16 protein-coding genes are annotated in these 20,007 nt (G+C 46.0%); 15 read left to right on the top strand and 1 reads right to left on the bottom strand.

Features of this window, described 5'->3' with window-relative positions:
• The first annotated feature begins 573 nt into the window (after positions 1–573).
• The 3 genes from MKX46_RS06650 (at position 574) to holA (ending at position 3,821) form a co-directional block, all read left to right on the top strand.
• Positions 574–1,122, top strand: a complete 549-nt coding sequence (locus tag MKX46_RS06650; RefSeq protein ID WP_013311184.1) for an RNA polymerase sigma factor — start codon at positions 574–576, stop codon at positions 1,120–1,122.
• Positions 1,119–2,576 carry a zf-HC2 domain-containing protein gene (locus MKX46_RS06645; RefSeq protein WP_341071015.1) on the top strand — a complete coding sequence of 486 codons (1,458 nt, stop codon included), beginning with the start codon at positions 1,119–1,121 and terminating at the stop codon, positions 2,574–2,576. Before MKX46_RS06650 ends, MKX46_RS06645 begins: the two co-directional genes overlap by 4 nt.
• A 213-nt stretch (positions 2,577–2,789) precedes the next feature.
• Complete coding sequence (gene holA / locus MKX46_RS06640) at positions 2,790–3,821, top strand: DNA polymerase III subunit delta (protein WP_029515366.1); 1,032 nt, start codon at positions 2,790–2,792, stop codon at positions 3,819–3,821.
• A 143-nt stretch (positions 3,822–3,964) separates the two neighbouring features.
• Here holA and rpsT read toward each other — a convergent pair whose 3' ends face one another.
• A complete protein-coding gene (rpsT, locus tag MKX46_RS06635; protein ID WP_013311181.1) occupies positions 3,965–4,237 on the bottom strand; it encodes a 30S ribosomal protein S20 in 273 nt (90 codons plus the stop codon).
• A 198-nt stretch (positions 4,238–4,435) separates the two neighbouring features.
• Here rpsT and gpr point away from each other — a divergent pair, with 198 nt between their 5' ends.
• The 12 genes from gpr (at position 4,436) to dcuR (ending at position 19,938) form a co-directional block, all read left to right on the top strand.
• The gene (gpr, locus tag MKX46_RS06630) at positions 4,436–5,437 is read left to right on the top strand and encodes a GPR endopeptidase (protein ID WP_341071014.1); all 1,002 of its coding nucleotides are present in this window, start codon (positions 4,436–4,438) and stop codon (positions 5,435–5,437) included.
• A gap of 222 nt (positions 5,438–5,659) precedes the next feature.
• A complete protein-coding gene (locus tag MKX46_RS06625; RefSeq protein ID WP_029515364.1) occupies positions 5,660–6,919 on the top strand; it encodes a stage II sporulation protein P in 1,260 nt (419 codons plus the stop codon).
• A 27-nt stretch (positions 6,920–6,946) separates the two neighbouring features.
• Positions 6,947–7,462 carry a hypothetical protein gene (locus MKX46_RS06620; protein WP_341071013.1) on the top strand — a complete coding sequence of 172 codons (516 nt, stop codon included), beginning with the start codon at positions 6,947–6,949 and terminating at the stop codon, positions 7,460–7,462.
• A gap of 71 nt (positions 7,463–7,533) precedes the next feature.
• A complete protein-coding gene (gene lepA / locus MKX46_RS06615) occupies positions 7,534–9,348 on the top strand; it encodes a translation elongation factor 4 (protein WP_029515362.1) in 1,815 nt (604 codons plus the stop codon).
• A 389-nt stretch (positions 9,349–9,737) separates the two neighbouring features.
• Positions 9,738–10,925: a radical SAM family heme chaperone HemW gene (gene hemW / locus MKX46_RS06610; protein WP_029515361.1), complete on the top strand. Its 1,188-nt coding sequence runs from the start codon at positions 9,738–9,740 to the stop codon at positions 10,923–10,925.
• 156 nt (positions 10,926–11,081) lie between these two features.
• Positions 11,082–11,558 (top strand): N-acetyltransferase, encoded by a 477-nt coding sequence (locus MKX46_RS06605; protein WP_029515360.1) that lies wholly within the window; start codon positions 11,082–11,084, stop codon positions 11,556–11,558.
• A gap of 743 nt (positions 11,559–12,301) precedes the next feature.
• Positions 12,302–13,333, top strand: a complete 1,032-nt coding sequence (gene hrcA, locus MKX46_RS06600; protein ID WP_341071012.1) for a heat-inducible transcriptional repressor HrcA — start codon at positions 12,302–12,304, stop codon at positions 13,331–13,333.
• Positions 13,334–13,454: 121 nt separating this feature from the next.
• Complete coding sequence (gene grpE, locus MKX46_RS06595; RefSeq protein ID WP_341071011.1) at positions 13,455–14,027, top strand: nucleotide exchange factor GrpE; 573 nt, start codon at positions 13,455–13,457, stop codon at positions 14,025–14,027.
• A gap of 177 nt (positions 14,028–14,204) precedes the next feature.
• Positions 14,205–16,049: a molecular chaperone DnaK gene (gene dnaK, locus MKX46_RS06590; protein ID WP_029515356.1), complete on the top strand. Its 1,845-nt coding sequence runs from the start codon at positions 14,205–14,207 to the stop codon at positions 16,047–16,049.
• A gap of 247 nt (positions 16,050–16,296) precedes the next feature.
• Positions 16,297–17,427: a molecular chaperone DnaJ gene (dnaJ, locus tag MKX46_RS06585; protein ID WP_029515355.1), complete on the top strand. Its 1,131-nt coding sequence runs from the start codon at positions 16,297–16,299 to the stop codon at positions 17,425–17,427.
• A 155-nt stretch (positions 17,428–17,582) separates the two neighbouring features.
• The gene (gene dcuS, locus MKX46_RS06580) at positions 17,583–19,238 is read left to right on the top strand and encodes a DcuS/MalK family sensor histidine kinase (protein ID WP_080658565.1); all 1,656 of its coding nucleotides are present in this window, start codon (positions 17,583–17,585) and stop codon (positions 19,236–19,238) included.
• Positions 19,231–19,938 (top strand): two-component system response regulator DcuR, encoded by a 708-nt coding sequence (dcuR, locus tag MKX46_RS06575; protein ID WP_029515353.1) that lies wholly within the window; start codon positions 19,231–19,233, stop codon positions 19,936–19,938. The genes dcuS and dcuR overlap by 8 nt, the downstream gene beginning before the upstream one ends.
• The last annotated feature ends 69 nt before the right edge of the window (positions 19,939–20,007 follow it).

Raw genomic sequence — 20,007 nt, 5'->3', positions numbered from 1 at the left:
TCATTTCGTTAATGCTGGTATTGAGCGCAATGCTACAAGTGGGGGTGAGACTGCAACGGAAAGCGGTCAATCGGCTGCTGCCAAGACCACATCAACTGGAGATGAAGCTGCCACGCGTACATATGAAAGTGATAAAGGTACAATTACTCTTCTTATTTAATGTTGGGTATTAGAGGTGATGGAGCAGCCAAGGAAAAGATATTTTATCTAAAAGCGTGTGAAGAACCTTTCTGCCGTTAAATCAGGTAAAGTATATCAATACTCAATCGAAGATTTTTATTTTCAAGATCTTGCTCTGACTTATCAATTAGAATGCATATCGGATTTTTTGATTTCCAAGAAGTAACAATATGATATTGCAGCTCGATAGGCTAGCAATTAGATGTAGTAGGAGCTAAGGGAAGGTGACTACCTTCCCTTTTTCTGTTATTCTAAGGGAGGATACGCTGGGGATTCTGGGCTTTTTGGTATAATTTTTTTTGTTGAAAAAATAAAATTAGTGTCAGACGTCTATCCTGCAACAATTTGTAAAAGGGATACGTCTGTAATATTGCAGGGAGAGGGGGATCCTTTGTGGTAGAGCAGGGACTCATTCGAGCCGCTCAATCGGGCGATCGCGACGCTCTCATTACCCTATTAAGAGAGATAGAACAGCATGTGTACCGTACGGCATATTACATTCTAAACAATGAGCAGGACGCCATGGATGCTTCACAAGAAGCCCTCATACGGATCTATTCCAAAATTAACTCTTATGAGGAAAAAGCGCAGTTTAAAACCTGGGTCCAACGCATTGTAACGAATATATGCATCGACAAATTCAGAAGAACGAAGCCCTCGGTTTCCATTGACGAGCACGACATGATATTCAACGATCCCCAAAATGTGGAGGTCGAGGTGTTGACCTCTTACATGGCACAGGATGTTCGTGAGGCTATACAACAGCTTCCGGAGCACCACCGGACGGTAATTGTCTTAAGATATTTGCAGGATTTCTCCTATAACGAGATTGCAGATTCTCTGGATTTGCCGCTAAATACGGTCAAGTCATACTTATATCGTGCAAGACAGCAATTGCAAGGGCTACTTCAGGAATATCAGAAAGGTGGTGTATCAGGATGAAGTGTGGGGAAGAGGTGATGGATTGGATGCAGCGTTATGTGGATCATGAGCTGGGCGAAGAAGAGACGTCCCAATTAATGAACCATATTGCGACTTGCCCGGACTGTGCGGAAAAATTTCTTATTCTTCAGACACTCTCTCGCGAGCTGGAGGAATTGCCTGCGGTTTCCCCGGCGTTCAGCCTGGTGGATTCCATCCTGCCTCAGCTTGATGCCATTGACCGCGCACGTGAAGAGCAGGGAAGTGCGCTTCAGGAAATGCAGCCTGTGGCTGTAGAGCCTGGACCAGTGCCTAGACAACGTACCCAGCCTATACCTTGGTGGAATCGAATGGCTGGGCGCGCTGCTATAGGCGTGGCTGCCGCTGCTGTTGTACTGGGGATTGTAGTATTTAACTTCGAGCCTAAAACAGTACAAGATGCGGAAGGCATACTTACTACCCAGTCGCCCGAAGTGACGAATCCGCAGAATCAGACGGAAACTCTTCCAGGTACAGCCAATGGCAGTGGAGGACATGATACAGCCATTGGTTCGGATTCTACAAAGCAGCCGTCAGAGCAGGGGCAAGAAACGGATGCATCTCAGCCACCTGCGGATAAAGATCCTGGCCTGAGCAAACAAGGTGCAACTAATGCAGACGATGAAAAGAACTCTTCCAAACGGGATGCTGGGGAACGTGACGATCAGCGAGCTGGGGAGGAAGATTCGACGAAGTCTGCACAAGCCGAACATTCTTCTCGTCAGGATGAAGGGCATGGACAGCTACGTACGGATCGTCAGGTGACAAAGGAAAATCCGTCTGCTGGAGATGCTCCTAAATCTGAGGACAAACAGCTAAGTCAGGAAAAATCTGATCAATCCACGATTGCTCCTGATGAACAGTTGGAACCGAAAATGGAAAAAGCACCCCTAGCGGGTACTGCTCAGGACGATAATAATGGTAACACAAGTACGAATGATTCATCTTCGTCGCTTAGTCAGGATTTGAAGGTACAGGATCGAATTGCGTCAAATGAAGCGTCGAAAGAAGCGACTTCCAGAAGCATCACCAAGGATTCGGGCAATGCCTTGGGAACGGATAGCAGCAATGCAGCTTCTAATGATCAGCAATCATCCGTGTCACAAGACCCGGTTCGTAAAGAAGGCTTTGTATCTAATTCACTGGTCTCTCCGGACAACAATAATGCTTCCAACTATAGTGCCCAATCTGCCTCTACAGATCAGCTCAACTCGCCTGATGGTAGCTATGCGGTGGCTATTGAGGGCAAAAAGCTGAAAGTGTATAAGCTTTCCGATAACGGTGTAGACCGAACAACACTGGAAGTCCGTACTCTAAAAGGTGCCTGGGTCAAAGGAAGCTGGTCGGAAGACAGCCAGACCTTTATGTATGAGACGGAGCAGGATGGGACTGCAAGTAAATATACGTACACCGTTCCGCGCAGCACTGGAAAATAGTTTCCCGAAGTTGACACACTTTTAAAAACAGGGAATAAACTATATGAACCGACGTCGTATCCCGACGGCCGAAAGTTTCTAGAGCTTTCTGCTGCCGTGTTGATATAGATGGTGGTGAAGGGATCCTGCCTATAGGTAGGGTCCCTTCGTTTGTGTCATGACTTGCCTTCCGCTCGGATGTCAGGTACGATCAGTGGGTGGGGGGAACGGAAAATGGATGTAAAAACAGCCTCTAAGGCTATTCGCAAAGGTGACATTTCGCCAGTGTATTTGCTATACGGTAGTGAAAAATACCAAATGAAGCAGTTTGTTGAGATGCTTAAAGAGAAAGTGGTGGAAGAGGAGCATCGTGACTTCGCCATCATTCCTTATGATTTAACCGAAACGCCAATTGAGGTGGTCGTGGAGGAGGCGGAAACAGCGCCTTTTCTTGTGCCAAAGAAGCTGATTATTGTACGGGATACCAGTGTATTTGCAGCAGGCAAAGATAGCGGTAAGATAGAGCACCGGCTTGAGACGCTGTTGACTTATATGGATAACCCGACTGACTATAGCGTCATCGTTTTTACGGTTCAGGCTGAAAAGTTGGATGAACGGAAAAAGATTGTCAAAAAGCTAAAAAGTGATGCTTCGGTTATTGCCTTTGCTCCAATGGGTGGAGATGATCTTGTGGCTTGGATCCATAAGCGTGCAGGAGAAAGAGAAGTGCAATTGGCTGCAGGAGCTGCTGAAAGCCTCATTCAATTCACAGGTACTGGGCTGCAATCCTTGGCTGCCGAGATAGACAAGCTGTGTTTATACGCAGGAGCACAGGGAACGATTTCATCCGCTGATATTGAATCCCTGGTGCCTCGTAACACAGAGCAAAACGTATTTGCGATGGTTGAGGATCTGGCTAATTTGCGGCTGGATAAGGCGCTCAGTATTTTTTATGAGTTGCTTAAGCAAAAAGAGGAACCGATCAAGATTGCCGCTTTGATCACGCGACAGTTCCGTATTATGTTGCAGGTCAAAGAACTGGCAGGTCAAAGCTATTCCCAGCAACAAATTGCGAGTCAGCTTAGTTTGCATCCTTATGGGGTGAAAGTTGCGGGGGACCAAGCGCGGAGGTTCCGCCCTGAGCAGCTACGTCAGCTTCTCTACGAATTGGGCGAGCTGGATTATCATATGAAAACAGGTGTCGTTGACAAGGTACTGGGACTGGAGCTATTTTTGATGAAAATGGGTGCGGGGGCTTCGATCTAATTCCACTCATGTGCTGCTAATAGAGTCAGCTTATGTAGCGCAGAATGCTGATGCTGTAAACAAATAAAAGTTATAAACTAAAAAAACCTGATCAGCCAAGGCTGGTCAGGTTTTTTTCATTAACGTATGAAAGTAGCTCTTGCTTACGCTTGAGCTGTAAGAGCGTTAAGTTTTTTCGCCAAGCGAGATTTCTTGCGAGCAGCTGCGTTTTTGTGGATCAGACCTTTAGTTACAGCCTTGTCCAGCTTTTGGGAAGCTACTTTGAAAGCAGCAGCAGCAGTTTCAGCTTCGTTACCTACCAACGCTGTATCGGCAGCTTTTACTGCTGTACGAAGCGCGGATTTTTGGGAAGCGTTCAACGCACGGCGTTTGTCGCTAGTTTTAACGCGTTTGATAGCGGATTTGATGTTTGGCATTACATTCACCTCCTGTAAAGGCATTACTTATGAACACAAACGTTTCACAACTTAAAATATTTTAGCATGCCACACCTCAAATTGCAATAAGAAAACATTCTGAGGCGATGCGAATTACAGGATGAAAATGGATGTGCATAAACCTGTTGGGTGTCTCGCACACTATAGTCAAAGATGGCATCCAAGGAGGCTCAAAAGATGGATCTGGATTTGCAGAAGTACGCGGTACGCACGGATTTGGCATTAGAGGCAAGAGAATTGGCCGAACGGGATCAGCCTGTACCTCTGGCGGGCATAAGTGAGAACGTGGAGGAAGATGACGGAATCAAAATCACACGGCTGGATGTACTGAATGAAGAAGGAGCCAACCGTATCGGGCGGGTACAAGGGCATTACGTTACACTGGAAGTACCCGGCTTGCGTGAAGGCAATACGGGGCTCCAGCAACGTGTAGCTATTGCATTTGCAAAAGAAATGGAGCATTTTATACAAAAAATAGGGATTTCTAATACGGCAAAGGTACTGGTGGTAGGTCTGGGCAACTGGAACGTCACTCCCGATTCACTGGGTCCGCTTGTCGTTGAGAATTTGATGGTGACTCGTCAATTTTTTGAACTGACACCTGATCAAATCAACCCGGGCTATCGGGATGTGAGCGCAATTGCGCCGGGTGTCCTGGGTATTACGGGGATTGAGTCCAGTGAAATCGTTCAAGGCATCGTGGATCGCACAAAGCCAGAACTGATTATTGCCATTGACGCACTGGCGTCACGTTCACTGGAGCGTGTCAATACGACCATTCAGGTGGCCGATATCGGGATACATCCGGGTTCAGGTATTGGCAACAAGCGGCGCGGTATCACCAAGGATATTATGGGTGTTCCGTGTATCGCTATCGGCGTTCCAACGGTATGCTACGCTTCGACCATTGTCAATAACGTAATTGAACTGATGAAAACACATTTTACCAAAGAAAAGGCTTCTACAAAAGCAATCCTGGGGATGCTGGACGATATTTCAGAACCTGAGAGACTTGGGCTGGTGAGAGAGGTACTGCAACCGCTGGGACATGATCTGATTGTGACTCCTAAAGAAATTGATGAATTTATTGAAGATATCGCGAACATCATTGCTACTGGATTGAACGCTGCTCTGCACGAAGCTGTGGATCCTGGCAATGTCGCCGCATATACGCATTAATCAAGGGTTGATAAAATCGTATTTCCCACAAAAGTCTCTATTTAACAGGAATCTAATCTCTTTCAAAAAGGGAGGTGATATACCTGTGGTAGAGATTTTTTGTGTTCTAGTAATTGTTCTCCGTTCATAGAGTTGAAATATAAGAGATTTCCGCAGCAGATAGGAACCCTATGTTCCAAGTATAAAGCGGGTTTCGACGGGACGAAGGAGGACAAGGCTCACATGAAAAAAATTCAGACCTGGAACGTCGGAAGATGGAGAAGAAAAGGGATCGAAATTTTGGCGATGGGACATACGCTTGTGCTGCTGATCATGGGCTCGGCGCTTTTATTTGTCATTTTGGGGCTAGGGGGATTGGCAGAAAATCGTCTACAAACATCTCCTGTTTCTTCGATGAAAGGATTGGCAGGCTCGGTGTCCAGCGGTTTTTTTGCGGATATGCTAGGTATGGAAGTACCTCATTTGGCACAAAAGAAGCAGCAATCTTCGTTGTCGGGTGAACAATGGTCGCCTTTTGTTTTTCAGATGCTTACAGGCATTAATCCGCAGGATCCCAAAAGTCTCATTTCTCGTGAGATTCCTGGCATGTCTGCAGGAGCACCTGTCTTGCTGCGCAAGGGTTCGGGGAACATCAAGGTAGAGGGTCCTACGGATTATCAGCCCGATCAGGGAACGACGGATGCTCCTGGTGGCTCAGATGCATCTGAGAACCCACCGACTAACACGCCGAATATTCCGACAACGCCGGAAACAGATCCGGTACGTGAGGATCATCCAGGTGATACGGCCAAAGGGGACAAGCGCATATTAATCTACCATTCTCATCCCAGAGAAGCATATAACCCACTACTCAGCAAAACTAGTTCCAATCCCAATTCAGGTTCTAAATCAGCGAATGTGTCAAGGGTAGGGGACTTTGTAAAGAAGAGGCTGGAAAAGCAAGGGATATCCACACTGCATGTAAACAAGGATTATGCTACTACAGTTCAAAATTACAATTGGAACTATTCCTATAAATATTCACGCGAAACGGTTAAGGAAGCTTTAGCTGGAAATAAAGGTTTAACTTATTTGCTTGATATCCATCGGGATTCACAACGTCATGGAAAAACAACAGCAACCATTAATGGACTTTCTTATGCCAAGGTGTATTTTATTATCGGACATGACAACAAAAATTGGCGCGAAAATGAAGCTTTTGCTGCTCGTATTCATGAAAAGCTGGAAAAATCGTATCATGGCGTATCACGTGGTGTATGGGGGAAAGATGGTGGCAAAGGCAACAACGGTGAATACAATCAAAGCTTGTCTTCGCATAGCATTTTAATTGAAATCGGGGGTATTGATAACACCGAGGAGGAGTTGAAACGGACCTCGGACGTTTTGGCGGACATGATCGGTGAAGTGTATTGGGAAGATCAGAAAGCTCAGAAAGCGGGCACTAATGTATCGGATACAAAAAAGAGCAACAGCGATAATTAAATGAGGTAGCAGTAAGGGGGGAAGGTAATGTCTGGACATTTTCGTAAGAAAGCACTTGGATTTGTACTGCTTATGGGGGCAGGTATTCTTCTTGGTATGCAACTGGCAGGATCTGGTCTGCGTTCAGTGTATGGGCCGGAATGGAACGGAGGGGATACGATTCAATCGGTAAATCAACAGAAAATTGCATATGAACAGACGGTTATTGAGGATACACCCGCAGCTAACGGTCGTGCATATAGCGGTACGTATAGCACGAGTAGGAATGTTAAGGTTGAGCCGAAAACGGAAGCGGGTATAAATGAAGCTAGTGGAAGAGAAGAAAATGAGGAACAGACGCAGCTCGGAGCATCCAGATGGTATTCGACGACTGCGCAACATGTCAATACTCAGGGTCTGGAGACACCGCGTGAACTGCTAGCCGTCAAGGGACAGCAAGCCTCGGTGGATACCATGGCGGACAAAACAGCTGGGTTGCTTCAAAACCTGTCGAGACAGGGCATTCGATGGGTCGTATCTGTATTTGATGGAGTAACAGAATAGAAATATTGCTGACCCCCCTTACAACTGCTATAATAAGCTGATTGACACTAGGCATTGTGTGGGGGTAAGGCATGACTGACATTTTGGCAAGACAACGTAAAATTCGGAACTTTAGTATCATTGCACATATAGACCATGGTAAATCCACGCTGGCTGACCGGATTCTAGAATATACCGGTGCACTCACTTCCCGTGAAATGCAGGAGCAAGTGCTTGACCAGATGGAGCTGGAACGGGAGCGCGGAATTACGATCAAGCTCCAGGCAGTGCGACTCACTTATAAGGCCGATGACGGCGAAGAGTACATTTTGAATTTGATTGATACACCGGGACACGTCGATTTTACGTATGAGGTATCCCGTAGTTTGGCAGCCTGTGAAGGTGCTTTGCTGGTAGTAGACGCCGCGCAGGGAATCGAGGCACAGACGTTGGCTAACGTATATTTGGCGTTGGACAACAATCTGGAGATTTTGCCGGTGCTTAACAAGATTGATTTGCCAAGTGCTGATCCTGAGCGGGTAAAGCAGGAAATCGAGGATGTTATCGGCTTGGATACGAGCGAGACCGTACATGCCTCAGCCAAAGCTGGAATCGGCATCAAAGAAATTTTGGAACAGGTGGTCAGAAGTGTGCCTGCTCCGCAAGGTAATCCGGATAATCCGCTCAAGGCACTCATTTTCGATTCGCACTATGATCCTTATAAAGGCGTTATCGTATATGTTCGCGTTGTGGATGGTAGTATCCGAGCCGGTTCGAAAATTAAAATGATGGCGACTGACAAAACGTTTGAGGTTATTGAAGTTGGTGCTTTTATGCCGCGTATGAACATCGTGGACGAGCTGAACATCGGTGATGTTGGCTTTATCGTTGCCGGTATCAAGCATGTGGGTGATACGCGTGTCGGGGATACAGTGACAGATGCAAAAAATCCAACATTAGAACCGATGCCAGGTTATCGGAAAATTAATCCGATGGTATACTGCGGCTTGTATCCAATCGAAACATCGGAGTATAACGATCTGCGTGAGGCGCTTGAAAAGTTACAACTGAACGATGCTTCGCTCAGTTTTGAGCCGGAAACATCAAGCGCGTTGGGTTTTGGCTTCCGTTGCGGCTTCCTTGGTCTGCTTCATATGGACGTTATCCAGGAACGGATTGAACGTGAATTTAACATTCCGCTGATTACAACGGCACCAAGTGTTATTTACCGCATAAAGTTGACGAATGGGGAAACGATCCAGATCGACAATCCATCGAATTATCCGGAAATCGGACGGATTGAACATGTGGAAGAGCCCTATGTAAAAGCAGGCATTATCGTCCCTAATGATTACGTAGGTACGGTGATGGAGCTTTGTCAAACCAAACGTGGTGAGTACGTAAATATGGAATACCTGGATACGACACGGGTAACCATTACGTATCAAATTCCACTGTCTGAAATCGTATATGATTTCTTCGATCAGCTTAAATCAAGTACCAAAGGCTATGCTTCCTTTGATTATGAGATTTCAGGCTATCGCCAGTCCAACCTGGTGAAAATGGATATTTTGTTGAATGGCGAGCAGGTCGATGCACTGTCGTTCATCGTGCATAGAGATCGGGCTTATCATCGCGGACGTATTATCTGTGAGAAGCTGCGCGAGCTAATTCCGCGTCAAATGTTTGAGGTGCCGATCCAGGCATCTGTAGGAACAAAGGTTGTGGCGCGTGAAACCGTTAAGGCGATGCGTAAAAACGTCTTGGCCAAATGTTATGGCGGCGATATTTCTCGTAAACGGAAGCTGCTTGAAAAGCAAAAAGAGGGCAAAAAGCGTATGAAGCAGGTCGGTAACGTAGAAGTACCTCAGGAAGCATTTATGGCGGTACTGAAAATAGATGAGTAAAGTTGTTTGAAGTATTCGTCCATTCTTTCATGGGGCATTTGCCGTGCATGTAGAATGGACGTTATTTATTTGAGCAAGCTATCCAGAGATGGAGTGTTTGTTATCTCAGTTGCAAAAATAGTATAACAACAGTATCTTTAGCGTATTTCTATAGATGCTTTACTCTTACTGCAACACCTACATCACAAAAAAAATGATCGATGGTGGTAGGCAGCAGCGAAGTGGTCCATTTGAATCTGGAGAAGCGTAGTGTTCGCCTTTACTCCCCAATTCTAACCAATAGAAAATTGGGGAGTAACAGCGATCAGAAGATCAAATGGAACACGAAGCGGTTGTCGAGACCTCGGCGCATTTTTTCACTATTCCCTGAATTGACAAGGAGGATCGGTATGACCGCATCCATACAAAAACATGAACATTCATCCGCGCCTCAAGCGGTTTACCTGCATATACCTTTTTGCACGAATAAATGCTTTTACTGTGATTTCAACTCTTATGTGCTCAAGGATCAACCTGTTATGGAATATCTGTATGCACTGGAACGGGAGATGGAACATACAGTTAAGCTTCACCCACCAGGAGAGATTAAAACCATTTTTGTCGGGGGTGGAACACCAACTACCCTAAATCCGAAAGAAATGGAATATTTCCTGAAGAGCGTCCGAACCTACTTCCCGCATTGGGCGGAAGATATTGAGTTCTCCATGGAAGCTAATCCAGGTACCACTGATTTTGAAAAACTCTCTGTGATGAAAGAAGGCGGCGTCAATCGACTCAGCTTTGGCGTACAGGCTTTTCAGAATGAGCTACTCACAGGCATAGGTCGTATTCACAGTACAGATGACGTATATCGTAGTTTGGAAAACGCACGTAAGGTTGGCTTGGACAACCTGTCGATTGACCTGATGTTTGGTTTGCCGAATCAAACGGTGGAGATGCTGCATGAAAGCGTCAGTAGAGCGCTAGAGCTGGAGCTTCCTCATTACTCTATCTACAGTTTGAAGGTTGAAGAAAACACGCTTTTCCACACGCTGTACCAGAAAAATCAGCTACCGCTTCCACATGAGGATGACGAACTGGAAATGTACTTACTCCTCATGCGTCGCATGAAAGAAGCGGGCTATGAACAGTATGAGATTAGTAATTTCGCAAAACCAGGCTTGGGGAGCAAGCACAACATGACCTATTGGCGAAATGAGGACTATTACGGTCTCGGAGCTGGGGCACATGGATATGTTGGCAGAGAGCGCCATATGAACATTAAGGGCATTAACCCTTATGTGGAGGCTAGTCGTAATGGTTTGCCGCGTCTAGATAGCTTTGAGGTGCCAGCGGCGGAAGCCATGGAGGATTTTCTTATGGTCGGTTTGAGAATGCTAGAGGGCGTTTCCAAGTCTCGCTTTGAAGCTCAATTCGGTCAGGCGTTGGAGGATACGTTTACTGCTCCTCTTGGAAAAATGCTCAATGCGGGGTTAATCGAATCGATTGAGGACGGTTATCGTTTGAGTGAACGTGGCATTTTATTCGGAAATGATGTATTTGCAGAGTTTATTGGTTCAATCACGGTAAATTCATAAGTCGTAGCTTCAATACAGCGCGTTTCAACTTCGTAAGCTGGGACCATCATTTTATTACACCATTCTGTCACAGCAGGGTAAATGGAGTATTGCGATTCTATGCGTGATGTTGTATATTTATTCATTATATGCGGCAAGCGGTAGGAGGAGAGCAAGATGGCTTCAGTGTGTAAAGATGTATTGTGCAGAAGTGCGGTTCCTGAGGATGTGGAGCCTTTATATCAAATGATTAGCGGCTATGCAGAGCGGGGGATTATGCTGCCACGTTCGAGGGAAGTGCTAACGCGCCAACTGGAGCTGTTTATTGTTGCAGAGGTGGACGGCGAAGTTGTTGGTTGTGGTTCTTTATGCAAATTGGGCGCTGACCTGGTAGAGATTCGCTCCCTTGGCATCTCTGAGGGACACAAAGGTATGGGTATTGGCTCTAAGCTCGTGGAGGGCCTTATGATAGAAGCACGGCGGCAACGTATTCCTAAAATTATGGCATTGACCTACGAGGTCTCCTTTTTTATAAAAAACGGTTTTGATGTAGTAAGCAAAGAGATTTTCCCTGAAAAGGTATGGACCGACTGCATTCACTGTAGTAAACAAAACAATTGTGATGAAATCGCAGTGTTGAAAGTACTGAACTGACCTGTCAATAATGAGGTCAGTTCTTTTTTCATCAGGACCTAATCATGCGTATATTATACAGCCTACATTGTTTAATGCGGGTTTATTTCTCATATGTTTTGAGCAACCACCAAATGAATTGATGATGAGGCTCCAGCTCGGAAGGTATTCCATTCAGGCTTCTTATGGGATGGTCCTTATGATAATCAGTATCATTATAAAAATATGCAGTGCCGTCTAATGGAACTCGGTGTTTATATTTATACAAGGCGACAACATATCTTTCAGACTCTCCGCTTCTGCTTGGACTATGTGTATATCCTTCCCAATCGGCTAGTGTTAAATCATCGTAATGTTGCATTGCCGATCTGAAACATACAAATTGTAGGTAAAAGTGCGATCGATGCGTATAAAAGGTTGCGGCGATTAGTTCTCAAATTTAATTCCTCCTCAAGGACAAAGAAGTTATAATGGTATGGAGACATAGTCTCGAATTTTTCTATTTTCTGTGTCACTATACATAAATACGGTTTTTATACGCTGGATATTGAGGTTTTTCGTGAAAAAGTGTAAACGTTCTGGATTCATTCCAGTAAACTAAACTGTTGTGATAAATCTTGTTTATTGAAAATACTGATCTGACTTGACAATGATCAGGTCGGTTTGGTATTTTTGTATTATCGGTTAGCACTCAACGCGAACGAGTGCTAATGATTCCATTTAACAATCATGCTATTATGGATAAACAACAAGGGGGGATTCGCTTGTTAACCGAACGTCAGATACTCATTCTGAATGCGATTATTGATGACTACATTCGTTCGGCTGAGCCAGTGGGTTCCCGCAGCATATCCAAAAGGCAGGATGTCGGATTCAGCCCGGCCACGATCCGTAATGAAATGTCGGATTTGGAGGAACAGGGCTATCTGGAGCAACCCCATACTTCTGCGGGACGCATCCCGTCTCATAAAGGCTATCGTTATTATGTGGACCATCTGGTACCACTGAATACACTGAAGCCTATGGAAATGCGGGAACTGAAAGCCTTTTATGCCGAAAAGCTGAATGTAATGGAGCAAGTGATCCAGCATGCGTCAGGCATTCTGTCCCATATGACCAATTATACTTCCATCCTGCTTGGGCCGGAGGTTTTTCATACTTCATTGCGTCATTTTCAGCTACTGCCGCTCAACGAAACGACGGCTGTGGCGATAATCGTGACCAATACCGGTCAGGTGGAGAATAAAACGGTAGATATTCCACCGGGAATTTCGATTTCCGAGATGGAGAAGGTTGTGAATTTACTGAACAGCAAGCTGGTCGGTGTGCCGATTTATCAGCTTAAATCACGCCTTTACACCGCACTTGGTCAGGAGATGGAGAAGCATGTGTCTCATTTTGAGGACGCTATGAAGGTGCTGGATAAAGCACTGGATAATGAATCGGATCAGCGCTTGTATTTGAGCGGTGCGACAAACATGCTTAATCAACCTGAATTTAAAGATGTAGAAAAGGTTAAACATATTCTCGATCTGCTGGAGGAAACACCAACGCTGCTTAAACTAATGACACCTGTTGTCGGGGCACCTGAAATTCAAGTCCGCATCGGCACTGAAAATGATCATGAGGCGTTTGCCAATTGCAGCCTGATTACTGCTACGTATGCAGTAGACGGAGAAGCGTTGGGCACTATAGGCATACTGGGTCCGACACGGATGGAATATGCGAGAGTTATTAATATTTTGGGTATCCTGTCTAAGGATTTGACCGCAATGCTAACGCAGCGGTTTAAATAGAACAAAGCCGCATAGGTTGCGGTACTACATGTTCCGCGTCTGGATACGGTTCGTATCCTGCGCGGGTGCATTGTTGCGTGTTTTTGTAAAGGTAGTTATGACTTGAAGGAGGTGAAACATTTTGAAGGAAGAACAAGCGTTCCAAGAAGAAAAAAAACAAAATGTAAGCACAGAGGAAGCCGCCGAAGCGAGCCAGCAGGAAGAGCCGGTTAATGAAGCGGCGGCACTGGAAGACCAAGAAAGCGAAACAGAGCTGAATAAGCTTCGCGCTCAGGCGGAAGAGCATCAGCAACGGTTTTTACGCGCTCAGGCGGATTTTGATAATTTTCGCCGTCGTACGCTGAAAGAAAAAGAAGACCTTGCCAAATATGCATCTATGAAGCTGGTTACCGAGTTGGTGCCTGTTTTGGATAACTTCGAGCGTGCGCTGGCAACGGCACCGCAAGGAGCGGAGTCTGAGTCATTCAGCAAAGGCGTGGAAATGATTTTCCGCCAGTTTGAGAGTGTGCTCCAGGCAGAAGGAGTAACGGCCATGAATTCGGTGGGACAACCGTTTAATCCTGACTTCCATCAGGCTATTATGCAGGTGGAGAGCGAAGAGCATGAGGAAGGCATTGTTGTTGAAGAGGTACAAAAAGGGTACATGCTGAAGGACAAGGTGCTTCGTCCAGCGATGGTAAAAGTGAGCATGTAGCTTTTTCAATATACATGAGGATTTTGCAAAAATCCCATAAGCGACTTTCAATGAACAATATTGCACTTTGGAGCGACTGGAATCGAATTTTGCAAAATTATGACATTAGAAATACATCATTTTGATTCAACCATTCTGGCCTGCGGGCCTCGTATATACAGAAGGAGGAATTGTCCGATGAGCAAAGTAATCGGTATTGACTTAGGTACAACCAACTCTTGTGTGGCTGTTATGGAGGGCGGCGAAGCAGTCGTTATTCCAAATCCGGAAGGCGCACGCACAACCCCTTCCGTTGTTGGTTTCAAAAAAGATGGAGAACGTACTGTAGGGGAAACAGCAAAACGCCAAGCAATTACAAACCCGGATCGTACAATCATGTCCATCAAGCGTCACATGGGTACAAATCATAAAGAAAGCATCGACGGCAAAGAATATTCCGCACAGGAAATTTCCGCTATGATTTTGCAAAAGCTGAAATCCGATGCTGAAGCTTACCTGGGACAAACCGTTTCTCAAGCTGTTATCACTGTTCCAGCTTACTTCAATGACGGTCAACGTCAAGCAACCAAGGATGCAGGTAAAATTGCCGGTCTGGAAGTTCTGCGGATTGTCAATGAGCCGACAGCAGCTGCATTGGCATATGGTATGGAAAAATCCGAAGACCAAACGATCCTGGTATATGACCTGGGTGGCGGTACATTCGACGTATCCATTCTGGAACTGGGCGACGGTTTCTTCGAAGTTAAAGCAACAAGCGGCGATAACAAGCTGGGTGGCGATGACTTTGACCAAGTGATTATTGATTACCTCGTAAATGAGTTCAAAAAAGATCAAGGCATTGACCTGAGCAAAGATAAAGCTGCTGTACAACGTCTGAAAGACGCAGCGGAAAAAGCGAAAAAAGAACTGTCTGGCGTACTGACAACGACTATTTCTTTGCCGTTTATCACAGTAGCTGATGGCGTTCCACAGCATTTGGAGTTGAACCTGACTCGTGCGAAATTTGAAGAATTGTCTGAAGGTCTGGTAGAACGTACTTTGGGACCTACTCGTCAAGCGATGAAAGATGCAGGCATGAGTGCCAGCGACATCGACAAAATCGTTCTGGTCGGCGGTTCCACACGTATTCCGGCTGTACAAGAAGCAATCAAAAAGCTGACAGGTAAAGAGCCTCACAAAGGCGTAAACCCTGATGAAGTGGTAGCTTTGGGCGCGGCAGTTCAAGCGGGTGTACTGACTGGTGATGTGAAAGACGTCGTTCTTCTTGACGTAACTCCACTGTCCCTCGGTATTGAAACCGCAGGTGGCGTATTTACTAAAATGATTGATCGTAACACGACGATCCCTACGAGCAAATCGCAGGTATTCTCGACATATGCCGACAATCAGCCTAGCGTAGAAATTCACGTGCTGCAAGGTGAACGTGAAATGGCAGCAGGCAACAAAACACTGGGTCGCTTCCAATTGGGAGATATCCCTCCAGCACCACGTGGTGTACCGCAAATCGAAGTTACCTTTGATCTGGATGCGAACGGTATCGTGAACGTATCCGCTACAGATAAAGGCACAGGCAAAAGCCAAAAGATTACGATCACATCTTCCAGCGGCTTGAGCGACGAGGAAGTAGAACGTATGATGAAGGATGCCGAGTTGCATGCGGAAGAAGATAAAAAACGCAAAGATTTGGTAGAAGCGAAAAACGCTGCGGATCAACTGATCTACTCTGTAGACAAAACGATTAAAGATCTGGGCGAAAAAGCGGATGCAGGCGAAGTCGAAAAAGCAAATGCAGCAAAAGAAAATCTGCAAAAAACGCTGGAAACCGACAACCTGGAAGATATCAAAAAGGCTACTGAAGAACTGACTGAAATCGTTCAGCAATTGTCTGTAAAGCTGTATGAGCAAGCTGCTCAAGAAGCACAGGCTCAACAAGGCCAAGACGGCGCAGCAGACAGCAAAGGCCGTGACAATGTGGTTGACGCGGACTATGAAGTTGTTGACGAAGACCAGAAGAAAGACTAAGTTACGGATCGGGTAGTGGTAGCTTTACGGTACACCGATGCGTTATGATATACTGAATAGTAATTGCAGCGTAGCTGCCTTGATAAATAACAATTAGCCGAAGGGTAACAGTTATTTCCAAGATAAATAAGCATATTACGGGTTGTACTGCCTTGAAATGATGGGAAGGTCAAAGCCGGGTCATCCCGTGCCTTTGGCTTTCCTTTTATATGTAGTGCAGACACGTTGTAGGCATGGGGGTGGAACATTGGCTGATAAGCGTGATTATTATGAGGTGCTGGGCGTCGCGAAGGGCGCTTCGGATGATGAAGTCAAAAAGGCTTACCGTAAGCTTGCGCGTCAGTATCATCCGGACGTGAACAAGGCTGCGGACGCGGAAACTAAATTTAAAGAAGTCAAAGAAGCTTACGATGTTCTCAGCGATGGTCAGAAGCGGGCAAGATATGACCAGTACGGTCATGTAGACCCGAACCAGGGCATGGGAGGCGGCTTCGGTGGTGGTGCCGACTTCGGTGGCGGATTTGGCGATATTTTTGATATGTTCTTTGGTGGCGGCGGCAATGGTCGACGTGATCCGAATGCACCGCAGCGTGGGAACGATCTTCAATATACGATGACGATTGAGTTCAAGGAAGCGGTGTTCGGTAAAGAAACCGACATTCATATTGAACGTACAGAAACATGTGATACGTGTCACGGTACGGGAGCCAAAGCGGGTACTCAACCACAAACCTGCTCCGTCTGCCACGGCAGCGGACAGGAAGAAGTGGTGCAGAATACACCGTTTGGTCGTATGGTTAATCGACGCGCCTGCTCTAATTGCGGCGGTTCCGGTAAAATCATTAAAGAAAAATGTACGACTTGTAGCGGTTCCGGTCGGGTACGCAAGCAACGTAAAATTCATATTCGCATTCCAGCGGGTGTGGATGACGGCGCACAAATGCGTATTAACGGTGAAGGCGAAGGCGGTGTCAACGGAGGACCGGCAGGTGACTTGTACGTCGTGTTCCGTGTGAAATCGCACGACTTCTTTGAGCGTGAGGGAGACGATATCTACTGCGAAATTCCGCTGACGTTCTCACAGGCAGCATTGGGAGATGAAGTCGAGATCCCGACGTTGACCGAGAAAGTGAAGTTGAAAGTTCCAGCAGGTACGCAAACAGGTACTTACTTCCGTCTTAAAGGAAAAGGTGTGCCAAAACTGCGTGGCGTTGGTCAGGGTGACCAGCATATTAAGGTAGTTGTGATAACGCCTAGCAAGCTGAGTGAGGAACAAAAGGATTTGCTGCGTCAGTTCTCTTCGCTTAGCGGAGAACAGACGCATGAGAATGAGCAGTCTTTTTTTGACCGTGTGAAGCGCGCCTTCCGAGGCGACTAAGCCCAATTAGAAATCGCGGAGCTTCAACCATGAATCAAAGGAAACTATTCCGCAATTGCGGGGTAGTTCCTTTTTTTATATTCAGGTAAACACATACATAACCATTTTTGTATAGGCATGTTGAACTATCGAGACTTAATATCAAGTAGAAAGGGGTGAGTTCCATCGGAAATGTACAGCTCAAGCTGCGTCGGGGTAAACCACTATTAAAGCTCAGAGGCCTAATTACACTGCTAGTATGTCTAGTTATGGCACTTGTGCTTCTGCCTGTAACCCTGTTATTTGCGGAGAGAGTGGAGCAGGAAACTGAGAAGGGACTGGAAGAAAAGGCAATGTCCATCGCGCGTACACTCGCCCATACGCCGCTTATTGTCGAGCAATTGCAAGGGACAGGTTCGTCTCTTTCCATGCAGGAGTATGTAAAGAGGGTCTCAGTAGCAAATCACATCCAGTTCATCGTGGCTATGGATATGAAGGGAATTCGTAAAACGCACCCGGATGCTAGGATGATCGGCAAAGCTTTTGTCGGTGGAGACGAGTATACTGCACTTCATGGCCATGAGAGCGTGTCCGTTGCGAAGGGTACATTGGGCTTGTCCATGCGAGCCTTTTCCCCCGTGTTCAGTTCAACGGGGAAGCAGGTAGGGGCGATTGTTGTTGGTATATCCATGCAAGATGTACAGATGGCTCAGGAAGGCAACAACCGTCTTATTGCTATCGCCCTTGGCATCGGAATATTGATCGGCACTGGAGGTGCGGTAGTGCTGGCTCGTAAAATCAAAAATATGCTGGTCGGTCTGGAGCCGCCGGAAATCGCACGCTTGCTGGAGGAACGCAGCGCTATGCTGCAATCCATCAAGGAAGGAGTTATTGCGGTAGATGAATTCGGTCGCGTCATGCTGATGAATGCAGAAGCGATTCGTCTACTTAGACAAGCGGGGATTGAAGATTTCTCATTCTCCGGACAGGAAATTACCGTTTATCTATCCGCTTTTCGATTGCAAGAGGTCCTGGAAGCGAGTACTCCACAAATGGATGAGGAAATGGAGCTGGGTGGAATAACTTTGCTGACTACCAGTGTTCCGATACGGGTCAAAGGGGAAATTGTGGGAGCAATTGTAACCTTTCGAGATAAAACGGAAATGAACCAGCTGGCAGAACGTTTGACAGGAGTGTCCCTGTACACGGAAGCACTACGTGCGCAGGCTCATGAATTTATGAACAAGCTGCATGTCATAATGGGAATGGTACACTTGCGAATGTACGATAAACTGGAGCATTACATTATGGATGCCGTCGAGCATCATCAAGTGGAAATTGGCTCCATCACCCGGCAGATCAGGGACCCAGTAATGGCAGGGTTTGTGTTGGGAAAATTAAGCCGGGCCAGAGAGGTAGGCGTAAGTTTTGAACTGACTCCAGGTAGTTACTTGCCCGAATCCAGTCAAACTCAAACGACACATGAACTGATTACTATTCTTGGCAATCTGTTTGATAATGCGGTAGAGGCTATGGAATCTTTGGAGCACAAGCGGATTACCCTTTCACTTTATTATGAGGAAAGCCACAAGAATGGCTATCTGACCTGTATCATGTGCGATAATGGTCCGGGTATACCGGAAGGGCTTGTGAAGGCTATATTTGAAAAAGGCTTTTCGACCAAGGGAGAGTCACGAGGGATGGGGCTTTATCTCGTGACGCAAAGCGTGAAAAGATTACAGGGAAGTATAAAGTTGATCCCAGCCGAGCAAGGATGCTGTTTTCAGATTACGATTCCATACATTATAGCGGGGAATGATGAACATGATTAATGTCCTGATTGTAGAAGATGATCCGATGGTTGCGGAATTTAACCGCAAATATATGGAGCAGGTGGAAGGTTTTCGATGTGGGGGTTGGGCTTCTTCTGTGGAAGAGGCTAGGAAATTTATAGCTGAACAAGCCATTGATCTGATATTACTAGATGTGTATATGCAGGAAAGCAATGGCCTCGATTTACTGTCATTCATACGGGAGACAGGTGTAAATATAGATGTCATTGTCATCTCGGCTGCAAGTGACATGAACAGTGTCAAAAAAGCGATGAACTTTGGGGCGGTGGATTACTTGATTAAGCCGTTCCACTTTAACCGTTTTTTGGAGGCCCTCACGGGGTACCGAGAGCACATTAGCATCGTACGTGAGCGCAGTCTACTTTCTCAGGAGGAGCTGGACCGACTCATTTATCATAAAAGCTTGACTAAAGACTTGGCAAGGTTGCCCAAAGGCATAACTAAATCCACGCTGGCTATGATATGGAATTGTATCCAGCGGCATCATAAGGTGCTATTTTCCACCGAGGATATTGCGGAGAGCGCAGGGATATCCAGGGTGTCTATGCGCAAGTACCTGGCTTTTATGACAGAGATTGAAGCTCTTTCCATGGAAACCATATACGGTACCATAGGGCGCCCCGTTTACCAATATCGAATATTACCACAGGCAGAAGGTATCATGAATAGTTTTATATAAGTCTTCTTTCCGATTACTTTAATTACAAAAGTGAATGATTAGTTTTAAAACCAAATAAAGCGTTTTCCA

The organism is Paenibacillus sp. FSL P4-0113 (assembly GCF_038009305.1).
GTDB lineage: Bacteria > Bacillota > Bacilli > Paenibacillales > Paenibacillaceae > Paenibacillus > Paenibacillus polymyxa_D.
This window is presented reverse-complemented; position numbering and strand designations above follow the sequence as displayed.